Raw genomic sequence first — 26,109 nt, 5'->3', positions numbered from 1 at the left:
CGGTCAGGATTGCGCAAAGGCGGGGGCTGCCCCGGGATCGGCCGCCTGTTCGGCGGTGAGGGCCCACCGCTCGTGGTCGCGCCAGGCACCGTCGATGAAGAGGAAGTCCGGCGAGAAGCCCTCCTTGCGGAAACCGGCGCGGCGGGCGAGCGCGAGGGAGGCGGTGTTGCCGGGCTGGGCGTTGATCTCCAGCCGGTGCAGTCCGAGCGGTCCGAAGGCGTGTTGGACCACGAGGCCGAGCCCTTCGGACATCAGCCCTCGTCCGGCGGCGTGGGCGAACGCGCCGTAGCCGAGGGCGCCGCAGCGGAAACCGCCGAGCACGATGTTGTTGATGTTGATGAACCCGGCGAGGGCGCCGCTGTCACGCTCGCACACCAGGAAGCCGCGTCTCGTCGGGTCGTCCACCAGCCGCCCCGCGTACGCGGCGAAGGTGTCCGTCCGCAGTGGCGGAAAGAGCCAGGGGTGGTGCAGTTCCTGGCTCTCGCGGGCCCGCGCGACGAACTCGTCGGCGTCGGCGAGCGTGATGTGACGCAGCGCGACACGGGGTCCTTCGGCGAGGTGGGCGGACATCCGGCCGGCCTACGCAGGCCGCCCGGCCGCGAGCGCGGGCCCTGTCACCTGCGCCTGCGCGCCATGAAGTAGCCCCCGCAGACGGCGCCGATGACGGCGACCGCCCCGAGCGCCATGTAGAGGGGCATCGTGACTTCGGGGACGAGCAGCCGGATGCGTACCTCGCGGGTGTTCTCGAAGATGAAGACCAGGACGAGGACGGCCAGGACGAGCACCGCGATCCTGGCCGGCGTGAACGCGCCGGAGCCGTCGCCCTGCGCGGAGCTCGCGGTGTCCTTGGGGCTCATCGGTGCACCTTTCCGTCGTTCCCCCGAAGGCCGTGGCCGCCTCCCCGCCCAGCATGGGCGGGAAGACGGTGCTCGCGCAGCGGCCGAGGGGCCGTACGGGTGACGGCACTACCGGCCGACGACGGGCAGCTCCACGGTCCCGGTGTCCTCGGGCGCGCTGGTGACGGTGACCGGCTTGATCCCCTTGTTGCCGCCGTACGCGTCGTCGCTCGCGGCGATCACGAACTGGATGCGGTGCCCCTGCTCGTAGCGGTGCACGATGCCGGGCAGGGTGACGGTGAAGGGCCGGGTGACGTCCGGGACGCGGACCGGCGCGACGAGCCGGTGCACGAGCGTCTTCGTGCCGTCCGGCGCGACGTCGTACAGCTTCGCGAAGAGGACGAGCTTGTCGGCGGCGTCGGCGGAGTGCTGGACCCGCTCGGTCCTCGGTGAGACCACCTTGAGGGTCGCCCTCGGCGCGCCGACGACGTCGGTGTCCGTGGTGAGCGGCTCGGTGGTCCAGTCGAGGTAGGTGCCGCGCGTGTCGTGCGGGGCGGGGTCGGGCAGGCCGATGAGGCCGCCGAGGGAGGACTCGGAGTGACTGGTGGCGATCAGCCAGTTGCGGTACTCGCGGCTGCCGCGGGCGACCTTCCGCCGGTTGTCGACGAGTTTGCCGTCGCCGGACAGATACAGCTTCCGCGTCAGCGAGGGGACCTGGTCGGCGGTGGCGTAGGCGCGCTCCGGGTCGCTGATCCAGTCCCGGCGGTAGGCGAAGGCGGGGCCGGTGTCGGCGCCCTTGTCGTGGTGCAGGTAGCGGTCGAACCAGGCGAGGATCCGGCGGCCCACGTAGCTCGTCTCCAGGTTGCCCTCGGCCAGGTCGAGTTCGCCGCTCCCCGGGTCGGTCAGGCCGCCGCTGTGCCCCCAGGCCTGCCAGATCATCTTGGTGGGGGTGCCGTGCGCCCGGAGGGTCTCGTAGCTGGCCCTGGCCTCGTTGAGGTTGAACAGGCTGTCTGCCTGGCCCTGGACGAGCAGCGTCGGCGCCTTCACGTCCTTCAGGTACGAGACCGGGGAGACCCCGCGCGCGTAGTCGAGCAGCGCCTTGCTCTTGTCGGCCGGGTAGCGACCGGAGTTGAGGGTGCGGATCGTCGCGCAGGCGTCGTCGACGAAGTGCAGGCAGCTCAGCTTGTTGATGCGCGAGGGGTCGAGCGAGGGCACGAGCAGCGGCTGTCCCTCGCCCATGAGGTAGAACCCGTTGGTCCACTGCCATTTGAAGACGCCGGGCACGTCCCGGTCGGCGGCGTTCTGCGGGTCGAGGGAGTAGGACAGGTCGTTCCACGTGATCAGCGGGACCAGCGCGTCCACCCGGTGGTCCACGGCCGCCGTCGCCATCTGGACGGCGCCGCCGTAGGAGCCGCCGATCATGCCGACGCGCGGGTCGCCCTTCTTGTCGGCGGTGACGTAGTCGATCTCGGTCCCGTCGTCGGCGGCGCGGGTCCCGGCGAGGAAGTCGACGAGCGCGGAGGCCGCCTTGCCGTCGATCTCGGGGTCGTCCAGCGAGACGAGGCAGCCGGATCCGCCGAAGCCGAGCCCGGAGTAGGCGAGTCCGACGTACCCGCGCTGCGCGAACGCCTTGCCGGTGGCGTCCGTGGAGCCGTCCGACTTGCTGCCGCCGAACCCGTTGGTGGTGAGCACGGCGGGCGCGGTGTGCCGGGCGTCGACGCCCGCGGGCCGGTACAGGTCGGCGTCCACGACGCACCGACGCCCACCGGTGTCGACCGTGAACTTCAGGGCGGTGACGGTGTACTCACCGAGGGCGGGGGTGCGGGGGGCCGCGGTCGAGGGGGCGGCGAGGGCGAGCGGGGCGGCCAGGGCCGCCGCGACCGTGGCGACGGCGGTGGCGAGCGTGGGGCGGGTTCTGGGTACGGCTCGGGACACGTTCTGCCTCCACGCGGTGTTGTACCGACCGGTAAGTTTGTGATCGTGGTCATGGTGTGACACGTGTCATGTCGGGGTCAATGGGTGTGCGCGGGCTTTCTTCGGGTGGGCCCCCTCAGCTCAGGGCCGGTTCGTCCAAGGTCAGTGACAACGCCGCCGCGTCCAGTCGGGCCGCCACCCCGAAGGGCACCGTCAGCGCCCCCTCCCCGTGCCCGAACCCGAACTCCTCCACCACCGGGACGCCGAGCCCGCCCAGCCGGTCGGCCAGCAGGTCCGACACCGGATCGCACTCCGCCCAGGACCCGAGCAGCACCCCGCGGACGCCCTCCAGCCAGCCGCCGCGCAGCAGTTGGGTCAGGTACCGGTCGATGCGGTACGCCTCCTCGCCGACGTCCTCCAGGCAGAGCAGCCCGCCCCGCGCCGTGCCCCGGGCGTGCCGGGTGCCGAGATCCCCGGCGAGCAGCGACAGGCAGCCGCCCAGGGTGACGCCCCGGGCCACCCCGGGCACCAGGACCCCGGCTCCCTCCCCCGCGGTGATGACCCGCACCGACTCCGGGTCGAACAAGGTCGCCCGCAGATGGTTCCGCGCCCGTTCGCTCTTCACGAAGTCCGCCGCGGCGACCATCGGCCCGTGCAGGGTGCTCACACCGAGCCGGACGGCGAACGCCTCGTGCAGCGCGGTGATGTCGCTGTACCCGACGAACACCTTGGGGCGCGCGGCCCGCATCGCCGTCCAGTCGAGCAGGTCGACCATGCGCTGCGCGCCGTAGCCGCCCCGGGCGCACAGCACGGCGTCGATCCCGGGGTCGCACCAGGCGCGTTGCAGATCGGCGGCGCGATCGGCGTCCGTGCCCGCCAGGTACCCGAACCGCGGGTGCGCGTCGAGGACATGGGGCACGACGACCGGATCGAGGTCCCAGCCGCGCAGGATGTCGAGGCCCGATCGCAACCGGTCCTCGGGGACGGGTCCGCTCGGTGCGACGACGGCGACACGGGCGCCGGGAGCCAGCCGCTCCGGCCGGAGCAGGGGTCTCACTTGCTGAGCTCCAGGGCGGGGACGCCGGTCGGGTGCAGCCCGAACACCTGGGCGTACAGGGAGAGTTCGGCCTCCAGGGCGCGGATCATGGTGTCCGCCCTGCGGAAGCCGTGGCCCTCGCCCTCGAAGGCGATGTAGGCGTGCGGGACGCGCCGCCCCTCGCTCTCGATCCGGGCGAGGAACCGCTCGCACTGGGCGGGCGGGCAGATCACGTCGTCGAGCCCCTGGAGGAGCAGGAACGGCACGGTGAGCCGGTCGGCGTGCTCGGCCGGGGACCGCTCGACGTACCGCGCGGGGACCTCGGCGATCGGTCCCACCAGCGACTCCAGGTACTGCGACTCGAAGTCGTGGGTCTCGCCGCTGCCCCAGGCGGTGAGGTCGAGGACCGGGTAGATGATGGTGCCGCACGCGTAGACGTCGGTGCTGGTCAGGGATGCCGCGCTGGTCCAGCCGCCGGCACTGCCGCCGCGGATGGCGAGCCGCGCCCGGTCGGCGGTGCCCTCGGCGGCGAGGGCGAGCGCGACGGCGGCGCAGTCCTCGACGTCGACGACGCCCCACTGCTCGCGCAGCCGGTTGCGGTACTCCCGCCCGTAGCCCGTGGAGCCGCCGTAGTCGACCTCGGCGACGCCGATGCCGCGCGAGGTGAAGTAGGCGATCTCCAGGTCGAGGACGAGCGGGGCGTGGCTGGTGGGGCCGCCGTGCGCCCACACCACGTACGGCGGCAGCTCCTCACCGGGGGCGACGTGCGTGGGGCTGTGCGGCGGGTAGACGTGGGCGTGGATGTCCCGGCCGTCGGGGCCCTCGAAGGTGCGGATCTGCGGCTCGGGGTAGTACGCCGGGTCGACGGGGTCGCGGTGCGCGGCGCCGATCACCCGGGCGCGCCCGGTGCAGGTGTCGAGCTCGACGACCTCGGTCGCGGTGCGCGGGCTCGCGGCGACGCCGACGACGCGGGTGCCGTGCACGGCGAGCGACGCGGACCACTCGGTCCAGGGCCCCGCCGTGTCGACGACCTCGCCGGTCTCCGGGTCGAGTACGCCGAGGGAGGTGGCGCCGACGCCGTGCACGACGGCGATCAGCCCGGCCTCCAGCGGCTTGAACCAGCTCAGGCCGATCTTCCACAACGGCCCGCCGAACTCCTCCTCGCGCGGGCACAGCGGCCGGGCGGCGGCGAAGCCGGCAGCGTCCGTGGTGTCCGTGCCGAGCCGGTACAGGTTCCACCAGCCGCTGTCGTCGCCCGCGTACAGGAGCGCGCCGTCGGGGGCCCACTCGACCTGGCAGATCGACTCCTCGGGCCCGCCCGCCACCGTCCGCGCGGGGCCGAACGTGCCGTCCTCGCCGACGGACGCGACCTGCAGCTCCGTGCCGTCCCAGGGCATGCGCGGGTGGTCCCAGGCGATCCACGCGGCCCGGCTGCCGTCGGGCGAGAGGCGGGCGCCGGTGACGAACCGGTGGGCGTCGTCGGTGAGTTCGCGCACGGCGGTCCTGTCCCGCGCGGCCGAGCCGTCGAGCGGGACGGCCGCGACCACGCGCCGCACGTCGGCCGGTCCGTCCCCGGTGAACTCCTCCAGGACGCACCAGATCTCGCCCCGGTCGAGGTGGAGGTGGGGATCGGCCCAGCGCAGGCCGCCGCCGACGGCGGAGAGCGGGGTGAGCGGGCGCGGCCGCGCGCCGGGGGCCTCGGGCTCGTACGCGTACAGCCGCTGGTCGGCGAAGTTCACGAAGACCAGCAGGGGGCCCTCGGGGCGGTCCGCGCCGGCCCAGGGACGGCCGCCGTACTCGATGACACGGCTGCGCACGTTCCACGGCGCGGGCAGCACCGACTGCTCCGTGCCGTCGGGCCTGCGCCGCACCAGGGCGCGGCGGCCCCCCTCCGTGGGCCGTGGCTCGGTCCACCAGGGCTCGTCACCGACGAACCCGACGTACTCGGGTCTGCCGTCGTGCGCCGCGGCCAGCGCGGCGTCGATCGGCGACGGCCAGGAGCCGTAGCCCAGTGTGCACACCATGTCGTCCCCGCCCCCCATTTACTCCGGACCCTCCATGTTCTTCGCGTCCTCCGCTTTTTCCTAGTACGTCGCGTGCCTACGGGGCGTGCCTATGCCGAACGCAAGAACCGGTCGAGTACCCGTACGCCGAAGTGCAGTGCCTCCACCGGGACCCGTTCGTCGACGCCGTGGAACAGGGCCTGGTAGTCGAAGCCCTCGGGGAGCTTGAGCGGCGCGAAGCCGTAGCCGGTGACGCCGAGGCGGGAGAACTGCTTGGCGTCCGTGCCGCCCGACATGCAGTAGGGGACGGTGTGCCCCTCGGGGGCGAACTCCTGCACGGCGGCCCGCATCTTCGCGAAGGCGGGCGAGTCGACCGGTGCCTGGAGCGCGACCTCGCGGTGGGCGAACTCCCAGTCGACGTCCGGTCCGGTCAGCGCGTCGAGCACCGCCCGGAACTCGTCCTCCGCGCCCGGCAGGAAGCGGCCGTCGATGTGCGCGGACGCCTCGCCCGGGATCACGTTGACCTTGTAGCCGGCGGACAGCATGGACGGGTTGGTGCTGTTGCGCACGGTCGCCTCGACGAGCTTGGCCGCCGGTCCGAGCCGGGTGAGCAGCGCGTCGACGTCGAGGTCTGCCGCGTGCACGTCGGTGTCGATGCCGTACAGGGCCGCGAGTTCGGACAGGGCCGCGCGGACGGTGGGGGTGAGCCGGATCGGCCAGGCGTGCTCGCCGATGCGGGTGACGGCGGCGGCGAGTCGGGTGACCGCGTTCGCCGGGTTCACCTTGGAGCCGTGGCCCGCCCTGCCGCGCGCGGTGAGCTTGAGCCAGCCGGTGCCGCGCTCCCCCGCGCCGATCGGGTAGATCTGCCGGCCCGCGCCGTCGTGGAAGGTGTAGGCGCCGGACTCGCTGATGCCCTCGGTGCAGCCCTCGAAGAGGTCGGCGTGCTGGTCGGTGAGGAACCCGGCGCCGTCCTCGGCGCTGGCCTCCTCGTCGGCGGTGAACGCGATGACGATGTCGCGCCGCGGCCGGAACCCGACGCGGGCCCACTGGCGTACGGTCGCGAGGATCATCGCGTCCATGTTCTTCATGTCGACGGCTCCGCGGCCCCACACGACGCCGTCGCGGACCTCGCCGGAGAACGGGTGCACGCTCCAGTCGGCGGCCTGGGCGGGCACCACGTCCAGGTGGCCGTGGACCAGGAGGGCGTCGGCGCCCGGGTCGGTGCCCGCGATGCGGGCCACCACATTGCCGCGGCCGGGGGTGCGCTCCAGGATCGTCGGCTCAAGGCCCGCCTCGGAGAGCAGGGCCGCCGCGTACTCGGCGGCGGGGCGCTCCTTGCAGTCGCCGCCGCCGTGGTTGGTCGTGTCGATGCGGATGAGTTCGGAGGTGAAGGTGACGACTTCGTCGAGCGCCTTCTCGTCGATCGTGGGAAGGTGCCGCTCAGCCATACTGTTCCTCCACCGCGGCCGAGGCGATCGTGGTGACCGCCTTGAAGGTGCGGATGCCTTCGTACATGGTCTCGTGGGTGTACGCGATCTTACGCTCGCCGGTCCGCTCGACCCCGGGCACGACGGTCGAGGCCATCGCGAGGTGTTCGGCGTCGAACTCGACCTCCACCGTGAACGGGCCGCCCCGCGTCGGCTCGTGCCGCACGGCGAGGGAGACGGCGTCCTCGGCGGCGGCCCGGATGTCGGCGGCCGTCCGGGCGGGGGTGCGGCACACGGCCGCGTACCGGGAGACGTGGTCCTTCACGGCGACCTTGCGGGCCTCCGGCGCGTAGCCGAGGGCGTCGTCGCAGGCGTGGTCGTCGCCGGTGACGAGGACGACGGGGACGCCGTACTCGGCCACCACGTGCGCGTTCAGCAGACCTTCGCTCGCCCGTACGTCGTTCACCCAGACGCCGGTGATCTGGTTGGCGAGGTAGGTGTGGGCGAGGACGCCCTCCATCCCGGCGCCCGCGTGGTAGCCGACGAAGGCGATGCCGTCGACGTCGCCGTGCTGGACGCCCTCCACCATGGAGAGTGACTTGTGGCGTCCGGTGAGCATCTCGGCGCGGTCGTCGAGCTGCTCGAGGAGCAGATTGCGCATGGTCCAGTGCGCCTCGTTGATCAGCACCTCGTCGGCGCCGCCGTCGAAGAAGCCGCGCACCGCCGCGTTCACGTCCGAGGTGAACATCGCGCGGCAGCGCTCCCACTGCGGTGTGCCGGGCAGGACGTCGGCGGGCCAGGTCACGCCCGTGGCGCCCTCCATGTCGGCGCTGATGAGGATCTTCATGCCCAGCACCGTACGCGGATCCGGGCGCCCCTCACCAGACCTGTGGATCACTCGCCGAAACTCTCACGGGTATAGACCAATGTCGCACCCGGTCGGCCCTGTTCCCGCTCGTCAGCGGCGTGCGGACCACTCAGAACGGACTCCCCGCCACACGCCCCAGCACCATCCACCGCGACGGCAGCTCGATCCGGCTCCCGTCGGGGGTGAACTCCGTGGTCAGCAGCGGCAGTTCGCCCGAGTCGAGCACGGTCAGGCCCGCCCGCCGGACGTACTCGGGCACCGCCGCGTCCGGGACCTCGCCGGGCGCGAGGCCGTGGGCGAACACCGGTGCGAGCTTCGGGGGCGGGCCCGCCGGGTGCCGCGCGAGGTCCCGCAGAAGGGGCCGGGCCCGCTCGGACGGCTCGACCACGAAGGCGCGGCCCCGCTCGCCGACCAGCGCCGCCACCGCGTCGACGAGCGGCTGCCGGTCATCGGGTTCGCTCTGGTGCAGCACGCCCCGCATGTAGACGTTGGCGTCGCCCAACTCCGCGTGCAGCGCCTGCACTTGATCGGCGGCGGTGGCGTCGAGCTGTCGGTACTGGGCCTGTTCGGCGGGGTCCGCGTCGCGGGCGCGGTCGAGGGCGGCGGCCGACAGATCGGCGCCTATCACCCTCGGAAAGCGGTCGGCGAGGAAGCGGGTCTGGGTGCCGTTGCCGCAGCCGAGATCCACCAGCGGGAGCCCCGCAGCCGTCAACCGCGCCTCGAACAGGGCGAGATGCGGCCCGACGGTCAGGGCCGGCTCGGCGTCCCAGAACACGCTCCCGGGCTCCTCGGGGGCGTCCTTCCAGAACCCTTCCCACGCCGCCTTGTAGCGCTCGGTCACACTCATGGGCCCTCCCCGGAGGGTGCGACGGCCCGCCCGGCCGAAGCTGAAGAGCCTGTCTACCGCGCCGTGGTGCGCCCCACAACAGCGCGGGCCACACCTTCACGGCCTGTGCGCCCCTCGGGCACGCCCGGTGCGCGTCAGATGCCCGCGCGCCGCAGGGCGAGCTCGAACCACACCGTCTTGCCCGTCGTGGTCCGGCTCGTGCCCCACTCCCGCGCCAGGTGCGAGACCACCCGCAGGCCGCGCCCGAACTCGTCGTCCGGCCCGGCGCCGCGCAGCGCCGGCAGGGTGTGGTCGGCGTCCTCCACCTCGCACAACAGGGCGCCCGAGCGCACGAGCCGTAGCTGCACCCGGCCGCTCGCGGCATGCCGCACCGCGTTCGTCACGAGTTCGCTGACCATGAGCCCGGCCGTGTGGTCGACCGCCGTGAGCCCCCATCGCGCGAGCTGTCCCCGCACGAGTGCGCGGGCGCGCGGCACCTCGGACGCGTCCCGTTCGAGCTCCCACTGGGCGACGTCACCGTCCTCGATGCCGCTCATCCGGACCATGAGGAGCGCCACGTCGTCCTTGCGACCGCCGCGCCCCGCGAGGGAGCGGATGATGGTGTCGCAGGCGTCGTCCATGGAGGCGGCCGGGTGGGCCGCCGACTCGCAGAGCGTGGCGAGCCCTACGCCGATGTCCTCGCCGCGCACCTCGACCAGCCCGTCGGTGCACATCACGAGGCGGTCGCCGGGCGCCACCGGTATCCGTACGGACTCGAAGGGCACACCTCCCACGCCGATGGGTGCGCCCGTGGGCAGGTCGAGGAGTTCGCTGCGCCCGTCGGCGGCGCGCACGATCACCGGCGGTATGTGCCCGGCGTTGGCGAGACGCAGTTCACCGGCGATCGGGTCGTAGACCGCGTACAGGCAGGTGGCCAGGTAGTGCTCGCCCAGCCGCTGGGCCAGGTCGTCGAGGTTGCGCAGGAGTTGGGCGGGCGGGAGGTCCAGCGCGGCCATGGTCTGCACGGCGGTGCGCAACTGGCCCATCATCGCCGCCGAGTTGAGCCCGTGGCCCATGACGTCGCCGACGACGAGGGCGGTGCGCGCGCCGGGCAGCTTGACGGAGTCGAACCAGTCGCCGCCGACCCGGCCGAGCAGGGTGCCGGGGAGGTAGCGGGTGGCGACGTCGCAGCCGGGCAGGCGCGGCTCGATGTGCGGCAGCATGCTGTCCTGGAGCGTCTCGGCGACGGACTCCTGGTAGGTGTACATGCGCGCGTTGTCGAGCACGAGCCCGGCACGCGCCGCCAGTTCGGCGCCGGTGACGCGGTCCATGTCGTTGAAGAGGGGCCGCTCCTGGTGACGCAGCAGGATCATGAACCCGAGGACCACGTTCCGCGCCTTCAGCGGGACGACGAGCATGGACCGGTGGGTGATCAGCGGGCGGATGTCGCGCTTCTCGAACTGCGACGCGATCGCGTTGCCCATCTCCTCCGAGATGTACGGGACGAGCACCGGATCCCCGGTGGTCATGCATTGGAAGAACGGTGTGTGCACGGGGAACGGCATGGATTCGCCAACGGGCACGACATCGTCCCAGCGGCCCGGCTCGTCGGTGTGCTCCAGGGCGACGCGGTGCCACATCGTGGTGGCGTCGGGCGGCCCGTCGGGGAACCCCTCGCCCGCCACGACCTGTTCGCGCAGATACGTCCCGGCCACGTCGGTGAAGCGCGGCACGACGGCGCGGCTGACCTCGACGATCGTGCGGGACAGGTCGAGCGAGGAACCGATGCGCCCGCTCACCTCGTTGAGGAATTCCAGGCGCTCGCGCACCGCCACATACTCAAGGTCCTCGGCGTCGTCGGTGTCGTCGGTGTCGGTGTCGTCGGCCGGCGCCCGCGGCGAGGGAACCCCGGACGCGGCGGCGCGGGCCGCCGCCGCCCGCCGCGCCTTGCGCTCGGTACGCCGGGCGATGCCCCAGTCAGCGGTGACCGGAACCCGGTCGTGCCGGCTGAACTCCAGGACCGGGTAGCCGAGTTCGAGCACCTGGGAGACGATGCGGGCGCTCTCCCGCACGCTCATGCTGGGCAGGATCTCGGGCAGGCCCCGGGCGAGCTCTTCGGCGGCGGGGAAGTCCGTGTGCAGGGCGAAGCCGGGGGCTATCCGCTCCCCCGCCGCACCGTCGGGCCCCGCGTCGTCACTGAGCCGCCGGGCGTCCGCGGCGAGCACGAGCAGCCGCTCGGGCCCCGGGCCCACCAGGGGGTACGCCCACCACAGGACGTCGATGCGGTCGTGCGGGCCCGCGCTGGTGTCGAGCCGGGCGCGGCCGGCGGCCGGGTAGGAGGTGCGCCCGTCGAGGGATTCCTCCAGGGCGTGTCCGATCGCGTCGTACGTGCCGTACGCGCCGTGGGCCGCCGGATCGGGCTCCGCACGCTCCTCGGAGAAGGCGCCGGAGACGGGCAGCAGGTCGGTGGCGGGCCGGCCGACCGCTTCCTCGCGGTCGGGGCCGAAGAGGCGGCGGGCGCCGGTGCTCCAGTGCGACACCCGGCCCGCCCGGTCGACGACGACCACGGCCAGCGGAACGCGTCCCTGCGGGGCTCGACGGGTGCCTGGCATCGCCGCGCTCCTTCCCTCCGGGCACGCGCGGGGGGTGCGCACCGCCTCCTTCCACGGTACGCGGGGGGTCTCGGCAGAGGGCGGTTAACGGCTAATCGGGGCCGTGCGCTTGACAATCGGGGTCAGTCCTCGTGGCCGAGCTGGAGATCCCGCTCCGTGCGGCCGCCGCCGGCGACCTGGAGCACCGTGGCCACCGGCGGGTAGCCCGCCGCGATCACCGTGTACTCGCCCGAGGACAGGTCGACGAAGCGGAACGTCCCGTCCGGCCCGGTCGTCAGGGTGTCCACGACATTGCCCGCGGCGTCGAGCAGCGTGACCCGGGCCTCCTCGACGGGCCGCCCGCCGCCGGCCCGCACGGTGCCGCGCAGGACCGCGCCGCCCGCCAGCTCCACGTCCTGGCGGGTCTCGCGCGAGGCCATCACCGTCACGGGCAGGGCCGCCGGGCGGAACGCGGGCGCGCTCGCGGCCAGGGTGTACTCACCGGCCACCAACTCCGTGATGACGTAGGCCCCTTCGCGTCCGCTGCGGGTGGCCGAGACGACCTCGCCGTGCACATTGGTCAGCGTGACGATCGCGTCCCGCACCGGAGTACCGTCGGCGGTGAGGACGGAGCCCGCGAGGCGTCCGGCGCCGCCGAGGACCACGTCGAGCTCGACGGGCCGCTCCCCCACGGTGACCGTCACGGCCTGCGGCTGGTGCCCGCCGGCCGCCGCGATGAGTACGTAACTGCCCGCGCCCGGCGTCGACAGCGCGTACCGCCCGTCGTCGCCGCTGGCGCCGCGCCCGATCTGGGTGCCGCCGACGTCGATGAGGGTGAGCGCGGCGCGCGGGACCGCGGTGCCGTCGGAGTGCTGCACCGTTCCGCAGACCGGGACCCCGGCGGCGTGCGGGACGCGCTCCTGGGCGGGCACGGCGGGGGTGACGGGGTGTTCGGCGGGGGCTGTGCTGGACAACAGGGGAGTCTCCTTGATGAAGAAGGCGAGGAGCAGGCCCAGGACGAGGACCGGGACCAGGTAGAGGAAGATGCGGGGCATCGCGTCCGCGTACGCCTGGATGTAGGGGGTGCGCAGCGCCTCGGGCATCGCGTGCACGAGCTGCGGGGTGATGGACTCGGCGTCGGCCCCCGCGGGCAGTGCGGCGCCGGTGTCGGGCAGCCGGTCGGCGAGGGCGTCGGCGAGCCGGTTCGCGAAGAGCGTGCCGAAGATGGCGGCGCCGACGCTGCCGCCGATCTGCCGGAAGTAGTTGTTGGCGCTGGTGGCGGTGCCGAGGTCACCGGGGCGCACCGAGTTCTGCACGGCGAGGACGAGCACCGGCATGATCAGGCCGATGCCCGCGCCGAGCACGGCCATGTAGGCGCTGTATTCGAGGCGCGGGGTGTCGGCCTCCAGCCGCGACAGGAGGTACATGCCAAGAGCGGAGAGGGCGCTGCCGAGGATCGGGTAGAGCCGGTAGCGGCCGGTGTGGCTGATGAGCTGGCCGGAGAGGATGGAGGCGCCGACGACGCCGCCCATCATGGGGAGCATCAGCAGGCCGGACTCGGTGGCGGTGGCGCCGTCGACCATCTGGAGGAACGTGGGCAGGTAGCTGGCCGCGCCGAACAGGGCGACGCCGACGACCATGCCGACGAACCCGCTGAGGTTGAAGACGGAGTCGCGGAACAGGCGCAGCGGGATGAGGGGTTCGGCGGCGAACCTCTCGGCGACGACGAACAGCACCGCCGAGACGGCCGCCCCGGCGCCGAGGCCGACGATGACCCGGTCGCCCCACGCGTACTCCGTGCCGCCCCAACTGGTCAGCAGGACCAGGCAGGTGGAGGCGGAGGCCAGCAGCAGGGCGCCGAGCACGTCGAGGCGGGGCTTCTTCGTGGGCTTGGGGAGCTTGAGGACGACGGCCGTGACGGCGAGGGTGAGCAGGCCGAAGGGGACGTTGAAGTAGAAGCACCAGCGCCATGACAGGTGGTCGGTGAAGTAGCCGCCGAGCAGCGGCCCCGCGACGGAGGCGAGGCCGAACGCGGCGCCGATGAGGCCCATGTAGCGGCCGCGTTCGCGGGGCGGCACGATGTCGCCGATGATCGCCTGTACGCCGATCATGAGGCCGCCGGCGCCGACGCCCTGGACGGCGCGGAACGCGATGAGCTGGTCCATGGTCTGGGCCCGGCCGGCGAGGGCGGAGCCGATGACGAAGACGACGATGGCGAACTGGAAGACGCCCTTGCGGCCGAGGAGGTCGCCGAGCTTGCCGTAGATCGGCAGGCCGATGGTGGAGGTCAGCAGGTAGGCGGTGATCGCCCAGGACATCTTGTCGAGGCCGTGCAGCTCGCCGACGATCCTGGGGAGCGCGGTGGCGACGATCATCTGCTCCAGCGCCGCGAGCAGCAGCGCGAGCATGAGGCCGACGAAGACCATCCGGACGCGGCGCGGGCTGAGTCCCGCGCCGGGCAACTGCTCGTGCGAAGCGGCCTGTTGCTCCGCCGGAGCGGTGGCGACCGGGGCCGGTTCCCGAACCGCCTCCCGCTCCCCCGCGGGTTCGGTCACCAGCGTCGTCGTGCCCACCTGCTGCTCCCCTCGTCGCCCTTACGCGGCCCATTTCTCGCATTACGCGACAACGGGGGCAAGCGCGACGAGGTGCACGTCACGGGGGTGCGAGCGGCGTATGCGCCGGTAGGAGCCCTACGGCGTACAACGGACGCGAAACGAAAACCACTCGAATCGGTGAGCGGCACAAGGATGTTCGTTTCGCGTCCGACGGGGTCCGCGCGTCACTTCTCCACTTCGGCGGCGAGCTTGGCGAGCACGGCGTCGTAGATGCGCCCGAGGCCCTTGGGCGCGAACGTCTTCTCGAAGAATCCGCCGATGCCGCCCGCGCCGTTCCACACGGTCGTCACGACGACGCGGGAGCGGTTCTCGCCGGCGGGGGTGACGCGCCAGGTCGTCACCATCGAGGAGTTGCGGTCCTTCTCGACGAGTTCGCCGTCGGTGGGCTCGGTGACGTCGAGCAGGCAGTCGCGGATGCGCTTGCTGGTGGCCTGGAGCTTCCAGTGGACGAGGGTGCCCTCGCCGTCACCGCCCTCGCGCACCTCGTACTCGCTGAAGTGCTCGGTCAGCAGCTTCGGCCGGGTGCCCTCGTAGTCGGCGAGGGCGTCGAACACGTCGTCCGGCTTCGCGGCGACGACACGTTCCGTGGTGGCCTCGACCTGCGCCATGACTTTCCTCCAGCACTTGGTTCCTGTGGGCGCCGCCAAGCCAACCACTCCCGCCGCGGACGGCCCAAACCGGGGGTGCGGGTGCGGTCCGCACGATCAAGGGAACATGTGTTCTATTGTGGGCCCCGAGCTACCGAGGAGGCGTCATGCGCTGGGAGAACCTCACGGACGACCGGGCCGAACACGGCCGGGCGCCCGACGCCGCGCTGTTCGGCGCGGACGCGGTCACGACCCGCACCGTCGACACCCCCGAGTTCCGCGGCGTGACCTTCCACGAGATCCGGGCCCGCTCCATCGTGAACCGGGTGCCGGGGGCGTCCCGGATGCCGTTCGAATGGACGGTCAACCCGTACCGGGGCTGCACGCACGCGTGCGTCTACTGTTTCGCGCGCAACACCCACCGCTATCTGGACCTGGACACCGGGCTCGGTTTCGACAGCCAGATCGTGGTGAAGGTGAACGCGCCGGAGCTGCTGCGCCGCCACCTCGCCTCGCGCCGCTGGCACGGCGAGCACATCGCGATGGGCACCAACGTCGACTGCTACCAGCGGGCCGAGGGCCGCTACCGGCTGATGCCCGGCATCATCGAGGCGCTGCGCGACCACGCCAACCCGTTCTCCGTCCTGACCAAGGGCACGCTGATCCTGCGCGACCTCGATCTGCTGCGTCAGGCCGCCGAGGTGACGGACGTCGGCATCTCGGTATCGGTCGGTTTCGTCGACCAGGAGCTGTGGCGCACCGTCGAGCCGGGCACGCCCGCGCCCGAACGCCGGCTCGACGTCGTACGCGCCCTGACCGACGCGGGGATCGGCTGCGGAGTGCTGATGGCCCCGGTGATCCCGTTCCTGGGCGACCGCCCGGAGCAGTTGCGGGCGACTGTGCGGGAGATCGCGCGGGCCGGGGCGACATCCGTGACGCCGCTCGTGCTGCATCTGCGGCCGGGCGCACGGGAGTGGTTCATGGCCTGGCTCGGTGAGCACCACCCGTATCTGGTGCGCCGTTACGAGCGGTTGTACGCGGAGGGCGCGTACGCCCCCAAGTGGTACCAGCGGCGGCTGACGCGCCAGGTCCACGAGCTGGCCGAGGAGTACGGGATCGGGCCCTCGCGCCCGGGGCTGCCGCGGCGGCTGCCCGTACCGGAGCGGGACGCGACGCCCGAGGCGCCCGCGCCGACGCAGCTCACCCTGTTGTGAGGCGTGTCGGGCGGGCGATCGGGTCAACTTCCGGCAGAACGGATTCCGCCTGCCGGGGCGCGCGGGAACATCCCGCAAGGAGCGTGGATCCGCGGTCCTGACCTCCGTCCTGGGAGGACCCCATGAAGAAGCACGCAGTGGCCCTGTGCGGCATCGCCGCGCTGGCCGCCTCCACGGTCGTCACCACCGCCGGTACCGCGGGGGCGGGCGCCGACCCGGCCCGGCCCGATCCGCGCGCCGCCGCCGTCACCTGGAAGAAGTGCGGCACGAAGGAGTACCCGGCGCTCCGGTGCGCGTCGCTGAAGGTGCCGCTGGACCACGACCGGCCGCGCGGAAGGCAGATCACCCTCGCCCTGTCGCGGGTCCCCCACACGGCAAAGGCGTCCCAGGGCCCGCTCCTGGTGAACCCGGGCGGACCGGGCGGCAGCGGGATCACCCTCGCCGGGTTCGTGGCGTCGAACCTGCCGAAGAAGGTCGCCGCGCAGTACGACGTCATCGGGTTCGACCCGCGGGGTGTCGGCAGGAGCAGGCCCGCGCTCGACTGCAAGCCCGGCTACTTCACCCCCGTGCGGCCGGCGAGCGTGCCCAGGACGGAGGCGATCGAGCGGGCCGGCATCGCCCGCGCGACCTCGTTCGCGCGGGCGTGCGGCAAGAAGTACGCGGATGTCCTGCCGTTCATCGACACGGTCAGCACCGTCCGGGACATGGACGCGATCCGGGCGGCGCTCGGCGCGGAGCGGCTGAACTACTTCGGCTACTCGTACGGCACGTACCTGGGCGCCGTCTACGCGAAGTACTTCCCCGAGCGGGTCCGGCGGCTCGTGCTCGACTCGATCGTCGACCCGGAGGGCGTCTGGTACCGGGACAACCTCGGGCAGGACCACGCCTTCACCGCGCGGCACCGGGCGTTCTCGGCCTGGGTCGCCAAGCACGACGCGACGTACAAGCTGGGCAAGGACCCGGCCCGGGTCGAGGCCGCCTGGTACGCGATGCGGGACGCGCTGGCGAAGAAGCCCGCGGGCAAGAAGGTGGGCGCCGCGGAACTGGAGGACACGTTCCTGCCCGGCGGCTACTTCAACGGCTACTGGCCCTACCTCGCCGACGCGTTCGCGTCGTACGTGCGGGCCAAGGACCCGGACCCGCTGGTCGAGGCGTACGAGAACTTCGCGGCGATCGACGCGTCCGGGGACAACGGCTACAGCGTCTACTCGGCCGTGCAGTGCCGCGACGCGTGGTGGCCGCGCGGCTGGGACCAGTGGCGCGAGGACAACGCGCGGGTGCACGAGAAGGCGCCCTTCTCCACGTGGAACAACGCCTGGTACAACGCGCCCTGCGCGTTCTGGCCGACGCGGACCCTGCGTCCGCGGAGCGTGTCGAACACCTCGATCCCGCCGGTGCTCCTCTTCCAGGCGACGGACGACGGGGCGACGCCGTACCAGGGCGGTGTCGCGATGCATCGCCTGCTGCGCGGATCGAGCCTGGTCGTCGAGGAGGGCGGTGGCAACCACGGCATCACGCTCAGCGGCAGCGCGTGCCTGGACGGTCATCTGGCCGCGTACCTCGCGTCCGGCAAGGTGCCGCGCGGCGACGGCGAGGCCGACGCGGTGTGCGCCAAGCAGCCCGACCCCAAGCCCCTGTCGGCCAAGGCGGCGGCACCCTCCTCCAAGGGCGCCTCGCTGCACGGGCTGCTCGGCTTCAGGGGCTGAGCGGCCCGGCCCCTCAGGCTTCGGGGAGACGTGCCAGGGCCGCGGCCGCCGCCATGGCGAGGCGCGGATGTGTGCTCGCCTCTCTGAGGACCTCCCGGGCCCGGGGGTCCGCGAGGCTGCCGAGCCCCTCCACGCAGGCGAGGGCCACCTTGCGGTACGGGTCGTGCGGCGCGAGGCGGCGGCGGAGCGTGGTGATCAGGGCCGGGGCCGATTCGGGGGCCCTGAGCTGGGTGAGCAGGCGGACGGGGTACAGCGCGTAGGCGACCCGCAGTTCGTTCGTGGCGAGGGCCGCCGCCGCGCGGGCGGTGCGCGGGTCGCCCAGGGCCGCCAGCGCCTGCGCCGCCGCCGCGCAGCGCTGCGGATCACGGTGGTTCAGGAGCAGGACCAGGGCCTCGAAGGCGCGGCGATCACCGGCCATGCCGAGCCGGTAGGCCGCCAATTCCCGGGCCCACAGCGGCTGTTGCGGGGCGGTGAGCACCGCTGCCAGCTCGTCCCTGTCGCGCGTGGCGGCGAGCTGGTCGAAGGCGGGCGTCCCGCCGGCTTCCTTCCGGATGCGTTCTGTCACCGTTCGCGACTCTTCGTCCATGACGTCGAGGGTAGACGCGCCGGGCCTGCGGCGACGTAGATCACAGAGACTGGTCAACACCGGGGGCTGGCGCGCTCGTTACTCGCCGGTTAATCTCAGGTGAGCGGGGCACACTTCCCGCAGCACCACTTCCGGCGGCCTGGTGACGCAGCCGCCGGGGGTGCAGTCGGTTCGGTACGCGCTACCGAAGTTCGAGCAGCACGACATGGCTCCGGGACAGGGCCGGTCGGTTCTCGCGTGTGCGGCATGCGTCGGCACGCCACGTTCACTCTCCGTACGCCCTACGCCGTAGGTCTTTCCGGCGTTCCCGCGTACGCCCTCGGTCGTCACCCTCACTTCTGGAGTTCCCGGATGGACGCTCCCCTGTCCCGTATCTCGACCGTGGCCGTCGTCGGCCTCGGCACCATGGGCACCGGCATCGCCGAGGTCCTCGCCCGCGCCGGGCGCGAGGTCATCGGTATCGACATCAGCGAGACCGCCGCCGCGCAGGCCGTCGTGGCGCTGGAGACCTCGACGGCGCGTGCGGTGCGCCGCGAGCACCTCACGGAGCACGAGCGCACGGAACTGCTCGCCCGCTTCCGTACGTTCACCGACCTCCAGGCCGCGGCCGACGCCGACCTGGTGATCGAGGTCGTCCCCGAGTCGTACGAGATCAAGCAGCAGGTCTTCCGGGCCCTCGACGCGGTCGTGCGGCCCGAGACGATCCTGGCCACCGGCACCAACGCGCTGTCCGTGACGCGGCTCGCGGCCGACTCCGCCCGGCCCGAGCGCGTCCTCGGCCTGCACTTCTTCAACCCGGCCCCCGCGATGAAGCTGGTCGAGGTCGTCTCCAGCGTGCTCACCGCGCCCGTCGCGGTCGCCGCCGTCACCGACCTCGCGCTCGAACTGGGCAAGGAGCCCGTCGCGGTGGGCGACCGGCCCGGCTTCGTCGCCGACGGGCTGCTGTTCGGCTATCTCAACCAGGCCGCCGCCATGTACGAGGCCAAGTACGCCTCGCGCGAGGACATCGACGCCGCGATGAGGCTGGGCTGCGGCCTGCCCATGGGGCCCCTCGCCCTGCTCGACCTCATCGGGATCGACACCGCGCGCACCGTCCTGGACGCCATGTACGCGGAGTCGCACGACCGGCTGCACGCGCCCGCACCCGTCCTCAAGCAGCTCAGCGAGGCGGGCCTGACCGGGCGCAAGGCGGGCCGCGGCTTCTACACGTACGAGGAGCCGGGCAGCTCCGTCGTGGTGCGCGACGCCCTGACGCCGTCCGCCGAGGACACCGCGGGCCGGACGCGCCCGGTCCGCTCGGTCGGGGTCGCGGGCTCCGGCACCATGGCGTCCGGGATCGCCGAGGTCTTCGCCAAGGCGGGCTACGACGTGGTCCTCGCGGCCCGCAGCGAGGAGAAGGCCGAGAAGGCCAAGTCCCGTATCGACAAGTCGCTTTCGCGCTCCGTCGACAAGGGCCGGATGACGGCGGAGGCCGCCGCGCAGACGCTCGGGCGGATCACACCCGCCGGGTCCTACGACGCGTTCGCCGACGTCGACCTCGCCCTGGAGGCCGTCGCCGAGGACCTGGAGATCAAGCAGCAGCTCTTCGCGACGTTCGACAAGGTCTGCAAGGCCGGCGCGATACTCGCCACCACGACCTCGTCGCTGCCCGTCGTCGCGCTCGCCCGGGCCACCTCGCGCCCGCAGGACGTGATCGGCATGCACTTCTTCAACCCGGCCCCGGCGATGAAGCTCGTCGAGGTCGTGCGGACCGTGCTGACCACGGACGACGTGCACACCACCGTCCGCGATCTGACCCTGCGCGTCCGCAAGCACCCGGTGGACTGCGGCGACCGCGCCGGTTTCATCGTGAACGCTTTGCTGTTCCCGTACCTGAACAACGCGATCAAGATGGTCCAGGAGCACTACGCCTCGCTCGACGACATCGACGCCGCGATGAAGCTCGGCGGCGGCTACCCGATGGGCCCGTTCGAACTGCTCGACGTGGTCGGCCTCGATGTCTCCCTCGCCATCGAGAAGGTGCTGCACCGCGAGTTCCGCGACCCGGGTCTCGCGCCCGCTCCGCTGCTCGAACACCTGGTGGCCGCGGGCTGCCTCGGCCGCAAGACGGGCCGTGGCTTCCGCGAATATGCCCGGCGCTGAGCCGGACGCGGGGGGCGGAGCCGGCTGGGGCGGGCTGCTCGGAGCACCGGGCGGCCCGCTCACCGGGGAGCGTCCGGGAACGTACATGCAGTACGTTCGGGGCATGACGCCCGCTCATAAGGCCGCCCAGCCCTCCCCCGCTCCCGCCACCTCCGACGCCCCGGAGAGCGCCGCCGGCAACCGGGCGGCCGCTCAGCGGCTCAAGATGCGCCGTGAGCTGGCGGCCGCGGCGATGGAACTGTTCGCCACGAAGGGGTACGAGGCGACGACGGTCGACGAGATCGCCGCGCGGGCCGGCGTCGCCCGCCGCACCTTCTTCCGCCACTTCCGTTCGAAGGAAGAGGCGATCTTCCCGGACCACGACGACACCCTGGTGCGCGCCGAGGCCGTCCTGAACGCGGCGCCGCCGCTCGAGCACCCGCTCGACACCGTGTGCCGCGGCATCAAGGAAGTCATGAAGATGTACGCGGCCTCGCCCGCGGTGTCCGTGGAGCGCTACCGGCTGACCCGGGAGGTGCCCACGCTGCGCGAGCGCGAGATCGCCTCGGTCGCCCGCTACGAGCGCCTGTTCACCCGCTATCTGCTGGGCCACTTCGACGAGCAGGCCCACCACGACGGCAACGACGACCCGCTGCTCGCCGAGGTCGCCGCCTCGGCCGTGGTCACCGCCCACAACCACGTGCTGCGCCGCTGGCTGCGGGCCGGTGGCCAGGGCGACGTGGAGGCCCAGCTCGACCGCGCCTTCGCGATCGTGCGCCGCACCTTCGGCAGCGGCATCGGGGCCGGTCGCACGGCCGCCGCCGCGCCCACCGCGCAGGTCGCGCACTCCGGTGAGGTGCTGGTGGCGGTGGCCCGTACCGACGCGCCGCTCCCCGAGGTGATGCGCACCATCGAGGAAGCCCTCCGCAACCGCTAGAACCCTTTCGCACCACCCGGCCCCTGACCTGGCACGCAGTGCCAGGTCAGGGGCCTTCTGCATGCCCCGGTCCGGGACTCGCGACGCGGACTGATCGATCATCGATCCCTATACGCCCGAGTAACCCGCCTCTGACCTCGAATGATCGATCATCGCTCACCTGTTACGTAAAGATTTCACCTGAGCGAAATTGATGGCACGCAGTGCCTTGCGACCTGTCACCGTGTGCCATACGTTGAAGGAAGTCCGGGCGGCCGGCGTACAGAGAACTTCCGTACGCCGGCTGTCCCCGCACACCGCGACCGACCGTGATGTGCGCGCCCGGACGCCTGCGTCACAGGCAACCTTCCGCGCCACACCGAGCGCTGCCACCGCTCCACCCCGCCGAACCGACGGCACGCACCACCCACCCGCAGCCACAACCCCGACTCAGCGTTCCCCTCAACGCTCTTCGCCGGAGGCAACACCGTGAAGGAAATCCTGGACGCGATCCAGTCGCAGACCGCCACCTCTGCCGACTTCGCCGCCCTGCCGCTGCCCGACTCGTACCGCGCGATCACCGTGCACAAGGACGAGACGGAGATGTTCGCCGGGCTCGACACCCGCGAGAAGGACCCGCGCAAGTCGATCCACCTGGACGAGGTGCCGGTGCCCGAACTCGGCCCGGGCGAAGCCCTCGTGGCCGTCATGGCCTCCTCGGTCAACTACAACTCGGTGTGGACCTCGATCTTCGAGCCGGTCTCCACCTTCAGCTTCCTGGAGCGCTACGGCCGTCTCAGCGAGCTGACCAAGCGCCACGACCTGCCCTACCACATCATCGGCTCCGACCTCGCGGGCGTCGTGCTGCGCACCGGGCCCGGCGTGAACGCCTGGAACCCCGGTGACGAGGTCGTCGCGCACTGCCTGAGCGTCGAGCTGGAGTCCTCGGACGGCCACAACGACACGATGCTCGACCCCGAGCAGCGCATCTGGGGCTTCGAGACCAACTTCGGCGGCCTCGCCGAGATCGCGCTCGTCAAGTCCAACCAGCTCATGCCGAAGCCGGACCACCTGAGCTGGGAGGAGGCCGCCGCCCCTGGCCTGGTGAACTCCACCGCCTACCGGCAGCTCGTCTCCCGCAACGGCGCCGGCATGAAGCAGGGCGACAACGTCCTCATCTGGGGCGCCAGCGGCGGCCTCGGCTCGTACGCCACGCAGTTCGCGCTGGCCGGTGGCGCCAATCCCGTCTGCGTCGTGAGCAGCGAGCAGAAGGCGGACATCTGCCGGAAGATGGGCGCAGAGGCGATCATCGACCGCAACGCCGAGGGCTACAAGTTCTGGAAGGACGAGCGCACCCAGGACCCCAAGGAGTGGAAGCGCTTCGGCAAGCGCATCCGCGAGTTCACCGGCGGCGAGGACATCGACATCGTCTTCGAGCACCCCGGCCGCGAGACCTTCGGCGCCAGCGTCTACGTCACGCGCAAGGGCGGCACCATCACCACCTGTGCCTCCACGTCGGGCTACATGCACGAGTACGACAACCGCTACCTGTGGATGTCCCTGAAGCGGATCATCGGCTCGCACTTCGCCAACTACCGCGAGGCGTGGGAGGCCAACCGCCTGATCGCCAAGGGCAAGATCCACCCGACGCTGTCGAAGACGTACTCCCTGGAGGAGACCGGGCAGGCCGCGTACGACGTGCACCGCAACCTCCACCAGGGCAAGGTCGGCGTCCTCGCGCTCGCGCCGAAGGAGGGCCTCGGCGTGCGCGACCACGAGAAGCGGGCCCAGCACATCGACGCCATCAACCGCTTCCGCAACGTCTGAACTCCCGGGGGAGCAACGTCTGATGACTGAGCGTCAGAAGGACCGGCCGTGGTTGATGCGCACCTACGCCGGTCACTCCACGGCCGAGGCGTCCAACGAGCTGTACCGGCGCAACCTCGCCAAGGGCCAGACGGGTCTGTCGGTCGCCTTCGACCTGCCGACCCAGACGGGCTACGACCCGGACCACATCCTCGCCCGCGGCGAGGTCGGCCGGGTCGGTGTGCCGGTCTCCCACCTCGGTGACATGCGGCGCCTGTTCCAGGACATCCCCCTGGAGCAGATGAACACCTCGATGACCATCAACGCCACCGCCATGTGGCTTCTGGCGCTCTACCAGGTCGTCGCCGAGGAGCAGGGCGCGGACATCGCCACGCTTCAGGGCACGACGCAGAACGACATCGTCAAGGAGTACCTGTCGCGGGGGACGCACGTCTTCCCGCCGGGCCCCTCCCTGCGCCTGACGACCGACATGATCGCCTACACGGTCTCCCACATCCCCAAGTGGAACCCGATCAACATCTGCTCGTACCACCTCCAGGAGGCGGGGGCCACACCGGTCCAGGAGATCGCGTACGCGATGTCCACCGCCATCGCCGTTCTCGATGCCGTACGCGACTCAGGGCAGGTCCCCGCCGAGAAGTTCGGGGACGTCGTGGCCCGCATCTCCTTCTTCGTGAACGCGGGCGTCCGCTTCATCGAGGAGATGTGCAAGATGCGGGCGTTCGGGCGGATCTGGGACCAGATCACGCGCGAACGGTACGGCATCGAGAACGCGAAGCAGCGCCGCTTCCGCTACGGCGTCCAGGTCAACTCGCTGGGTCTGACCGAGGCCCAGCCGGAGAACAACGTCCAGCGCATCGTCCTGGAGATGCTGGCCGTGACGCTCTCCAAGGACGCCCGCGCCCGCGCCGTCCAGCTCCCGGCGTGGAACGAGGCGTTGGGGCTGCCTCGCCCCTGGGACCAGCAGTGGTCGCTCCGTATCCAGCAGGTCCTCGCCCACGAGAGCGACCTCCTGGAGTACGAGGACATCTTCGCGGGCAGCCACGTCATCGAGAAGAAGGTCGACGCGCTGGTCGCCGAGTCGCTCGCCGAGATCGACCGGATCCAGGAGATGGGCGGCGCGATGGCCGCCGTCGAGTCGGGCTACCTCAAGTCGCAGCTCGTCTCCTCGCACGCCGAGCGGCGGGCCCGGATCGAGAGCGGCGAGGAGAAGATCGTCGGCGTCAACATCCACGAGACGACCGAGCCGAACCCGCTCACCGCCGATCTGGACGCCGCCATCATGACGGTCGACCACCAGGTCGAGGCGCGCGTCGTGCGGGCGATCGGCGAGTGGCGCACCACGCGTCAGGAGTCGAGCGACCGCCAGGGCATGGGCGACCCGTTCCACTACCCGACCACCCAGCAGGCCCTGGAGCGCCTGAAGGAGGCGGCGGCCGGCACGGAGAACCTGATGGAGGCCACCCTCGAATGCGCCCGCGCCGGGGTCACGACCGGCGAATGGGCGGGGGCCCTTCGCGAGGTGTTCGGCGAGTTCCGGGCGCCCACCGGGGTCTCGTCCGCGCCGGTCGCCGTGACGGCCGAGGAGGGCACGCCGCTCGCCCTGGTCCGTGAGAAGGTCCGCCGCACCGGTGACGAGCTCGGCGGCAAGCTGCGCCTGCTCGTCGGCAAGCCGGGGCTCGACGGCCACTCCAACGGCGCCGAGCAGATCGCCGTGCGGGCCCGTGACGCCGGGTTCGAGGTGGTCTACCAGGGCATCCGGCTCACCCCGGAGCAGATCGTGTCCGCCGCGCTCGCCGAGGACGTGCACTGCGTCGGCCTGTCGATCCTGTCCGGGTCGCACGCCGAGCTGGTGCCGGACGTCCTGACCCGCCTGCGTGAGGCGGGCGCCCCCGACATCCCGGTGATCGTCGGTGGCATCATCCCGAACGCCGACGCCGAGGATCTGAAGCGGGCGGGTGTCGCCGCCGTCTTCACCCCCAAGGACTTCGGCATCACGGAGATCATCGGCCGTATCGTCGACGAGATCCGGCTAGCGAACAACCTCGACCCGTTGGAGGTCCCCGCATGACCCAGGTGAACCGGCTCCGACCGCGCCGCTCCTGCCTCGCCGTCCCCGGCAGCAACCCCCGCTTCCTGGAGAAGGCCCAGGGTCTGGCGGCCGACCAGGTCTTCCTCGACCTGGAGGACGCCTGCGCGCCGCTCGCCAAGCCGGAGGCCCGGCACACCATCGTCAAGTTCCTCAACGAGGGCGACTGGACGGGCAAGACGCGCGTCGTGCGGGTCAACGACTGGACGACCGAGTGGACCTACCGCGACGTCGTGACCGTCGTCGAGGGCGCGGGCCCGAACCTCGACTGCATCATGCTGCCGAAGGTCCAGAGCGCCGACCAGGTGGTGGCCCTCGATCTGCTCCTCACCCAGATCGAGAAGACGATGGGCTTCGAGGTCGGCAGGATCGGCATTGAGGCGCAGATCGAGAACGCGCAGGGCCTGAACAACGTGAACGCCATCGCGCAGGCGTCCCCGCGCATCGAGACGATCATCTTCGGCCCGGCCGACTTCATGGCGTCGATCAACATGAAGTCGCTGGTCGTCGGCGAGCAGCCGCCCGGCTACGGCGCGGACGCGTACCACTACATCCTGATGAAGATCCTGATGGCGGCCCGCGCCAACGACCTCCAGGCGATCGACGGCCCCTACCTCCAGATCAAGAACGTGGACGGGTTCCGCGAGGTCGCGGGGCGCGCGGCGGCGCTCGGTTTCGACGGCAAGTGGGTGCTGCACCCCGGCCAGGTCGAGGCGGCCAACGAGGTGTTCTCGCCCTCGCAGGAGGACTACGACCACGCCGAGCTGATCCTGGACGCGTACGAGTACTACACGTCCGAGGCGGGCGGCAAGAAGGGCTCGGCGATGCTCGGCGACGAGATGATCGACGAGGCCAGCCGGAAGATGGCGCTCGTCATCTCCGGGAAGGGGCGTGCGGCCGGCATGCGGCGCACGTCGAAGTTCGAAGCCCCGGAGGCGTGACGCACC

19 protein-coding genes are annotated in these 26,109 nt (G+C 71.9%); 7 read left to right on the top strand and 12 right to left on the bottom strand.

Features of this window, described 5'->3' with window-relative positions:
* Positions 1 to 3 precede the first annotated feature (3 nt).
* The 11 genes from ACIRF8_RS17035 to ACIRF8_RS16985 form a co-directional block, all read right to left on the bottom strand.
* Positions 4 to 570 carry a GNAT family N-acetyltransferase gene (locus ACIRF8_RS17035; protein ID WP_404215518.1) on the bottom strand — a complete coding sequence of 189 codons (567 nt, stop codon included), beginning with the start codon at positions 568 to 570 and terminating at the stop codon, positions 4 to 6.
* A gap of 44 nt (positions 571 to 614) precedes the next feature.
* A complete protein-coding gene (locus ACIRF8_RS17030) occupies positions 615 to 857 on the bottom strand; it encodes a LapA family protein (protein ID WP_404215516.1) in 243 nt (80 codons plus the stop codon).
* Positions 858 to 965: 108 nt separating this feature from the next.
* On the bottom strand, positions 966 to 2,771 hold the full coding sequence (locus tag ACIRF8_RS17025; protein ID WP_404215514.1) for a CocE/NonD family hydrolase: 1,806 nt from the start codon (positions 2,769 to 2,771) through the stop codon (positions 966 to 968).
* Positions 2,772 to 2,886: 115 nt separating this feature from the next.
* Positions 2,887 to 3,807, bottom strand: a complete 921-nt coding sequence (locus ACIRF8_RS17020) for an LD-carboxypeptidase (RefSeq protein WP_404215513.1) — start codon at positions 3,805 to 3,807, stop codon at positions 2,887 to 2,889.
* Positions 3,804 to 5,810, bottom strand: coding sequence for an LpqB family beta-propeller domain-containing protein (locus tag ACIRF8_RS17015; protein ID WP_404215511.1), 2,007 nt, complete (start codon positions 5,808 to 5,810; stop codon positions 3,804 to 3,806). Before ACIRF8_RS17015 ends, ACIRF8_RS17020 begins: the two co-directional genes overlap by 4 nt.
* A gap of 89 nt (positions 5,811 to 5,899) precedes the next feature.
* Entirely contained in the window at positions 5,900 to 7,237 is a 1,338-nt protein-coding gene (locus ACIRF8_RS17010; RefSeq protein WP_404215509.1) for a M20/M25/M40 family metallo-hydrolase, read from the bottom strand.
* The gene (locus ACIRF8_RS17005; protein ID WP_404215507.1) at positions 7,230 to 8,063 is read right to left on the bottom strand and encodes a M55 family metallopeptidase; all 834 of its coding nucleotides are present in this window, start codon (positions 8,061 to 8,063) and stop codon (positions 7,230 to 7,232) included. Before ACIRF8_RS17005 ends, ACIRF8_RS17010 begins: the two co-directional genes overlap by 8 nt.
* Before the next feature lie 130 nt (positions 8,064 to 8,193).
* The gene (locus ACIRF8_RS17000) at positions 8,194 to 8,931 is read right to left on the bottom strand and encodes a class I SAM-dependent methyltransferase (protein WP_404215505.1); all 738 of its coding nucleotides are present in this window, start codon (positions 8,929 to 8,931) and stop codon (positions 8,194 to 8,196) included.
* Between the two features lie 134 nt (positions 8,932 to 9,065).
* Entirely contained in the window at positions 9,066 to 11,522 is a 2,457-nt protein-coding gene (locus ACIRF8_RS16995; protein WP_404215503.1) for a SpoIIE family protein phosphatase, read from the bottom strand.
* 122 nt (positions 11,523 to 11,644) lie between these two features.
* Positions 11,645 to 14,074: an MFS transporter gene (locus ACIRF8_RS16990; RefSeq protein ID WP_404215501.1), complete on the bottom strand. Its 2,430-nt coding sequence runs from the start codon at positions 14,072 to 14,074 to the stop codon at positions 11,645 to 11,647.
* Between the two features lie 206 nt (positions 14,075 to 14,280).
* Positions 14,281 to 14,724, bottom strand: a complete 444-nt coding sequence (locus ACIRF8_RS16985) for an SRPBCC family protein (RefSeq protein WP_404215500.1) — start codon at positions 14,722 to 14,724, stop codon at positions 14,281 to 14,283.
* A 146-nt stretch (positions 14,725 to 14,870) separates the two neighbouring features.
* Here ACIRF8_RS16985 and ACIRF8_RS16980 point away from each other — a divergent pair, with 146 nt between their 5' ends.
* Together ACIRF8_RS16980 and ACIRF8_RS16975 are read left to right on the top strand one after the other, a co-directional pair.
* Positions 14,871 to 15,917 (top strand): Rv2578c family radical SAM protein, encoded by a 1,047-nt coding sequence (locus ACIRF8_RS16980; RefSeq protein WP_404215498.1) that lies wholly within the window; start codon positions 14,871 to 14,873, stop codon positions 15,915 to 15,917.
* 122 nt (positions 15,918 to 16,039) lie between these two features.
* Positions 16,040 to 17,623: an alpha/beta hydrolase gene (locus ACIRF8_RS16975; RefSeq protein ID WP_404215496.1), complete on the top strand. Its 1,584-nt coding sequence runs from the start codon at positions 16,040 to 16,042 to the stop codon at positions 17,621 to 17,623.
* 13 nt (positions 17,624 to 17,636) lie between these two features.
* Here ACIRF8_RS16975 and ACIRF8_RS16970 read toward each other — a convergent pair whose 3' ends face one another.
* Positions 17,637 to 18,209, bottom strand: coding sequence for an adenylosuccinate lyase (locus ACIRF8_RS16970; protein WP_404215494.1), 573 nt, complete (start codon positions 18,207 to 18,209; stop codon positions 17,637 to 17,639).
* A gap of 351 nt (positions 18,210 to 18,560) precedes the next feature.
* Here ACIRF8_RS16970 and ACIRF8_RS16965 point away from each other — a divergent pair, with 351 nt between their 5' ends.
* From ACIRF8_RS16965 to ACIRF8_RS16945, 5 genes are all read left to right on the top strand, one after another.
* On the top strand, positions 18,561 to 20,351 hold the full coding sequence (locus ACIRF8_RS16965) for a 3-hydroxyacyl-CoA dehydrogenase family protein (RefSeq protein WP_404215492.1): 1,791 nt from the start codon (positions 18,561 to 18,563) through the stop codon (positions 20,349 to 20,351).
* Positions 20,352 to 20,436: 85 nt separating this feature from the next.
* Positions 20,437 to 21,267, top strand: coding sequence for a TetR family transcriptional regulator (locus ACIRF8_RS16960; protein ID WP_404215490.1), 831 nt, complete (start codon positions 20,437 to 20,439; stop codon positions 21,265 to 21,267).
* A gap of 468 nt (positions 21,268 to 21,735) precedes the next feature.
* Complete coding sequence (ccrA, locus tag ACIRF8_RS16955) at positions 21,736 to 23,073, top strand: crotonyl-CoA carboxylase/reductase (RefSeq protein ID WP_404215488.1); 1,338 nt, start codon at positions 21,736 to 21,738, stop codon at positions 23,071 to 23,073.
* Positions 23,074 to 23,095: 22 nt separating this feature from the next.
* Entirely contained in the window at positions 23,096 to 25,144 is a 2,049-nt protein-coding gene (locus ACIRF8_RS16950; RefSeq protein WP_404215486.1) for a protein meaA, read from the top strand.
* Complete coding sequence (locus tag ACIRF8_RS16945) at positions 25,141 to 26,103, top strand: HpcH/HpaI aldolase/citrate lyase family protein (protein WP_404215484.1); 963 nt, start codon at positions 25,141 to 25,143, stop codon at positions 26,101 to 26,103. Before ACIRF8_RS16950 ends, ACIRF8_RS16945 begins: the two co-directional genes overlap by 4 nt.
* Positions 26,104 to 26,109: the final 6 nt, after the last annotated feature.

The organism is Streptomyces sp. NPDC102406, assembly GCF_044765725.1.
Taxonomy (GTDB): domain Bacteria; phylum Actinomycetota; class Actinomycetes; order Streptomycetales; family Streptomycetaceae; genus Streptomyces.
This window is presented reverse-complemented; position numbering and strand designations above follow the sequence as displayed.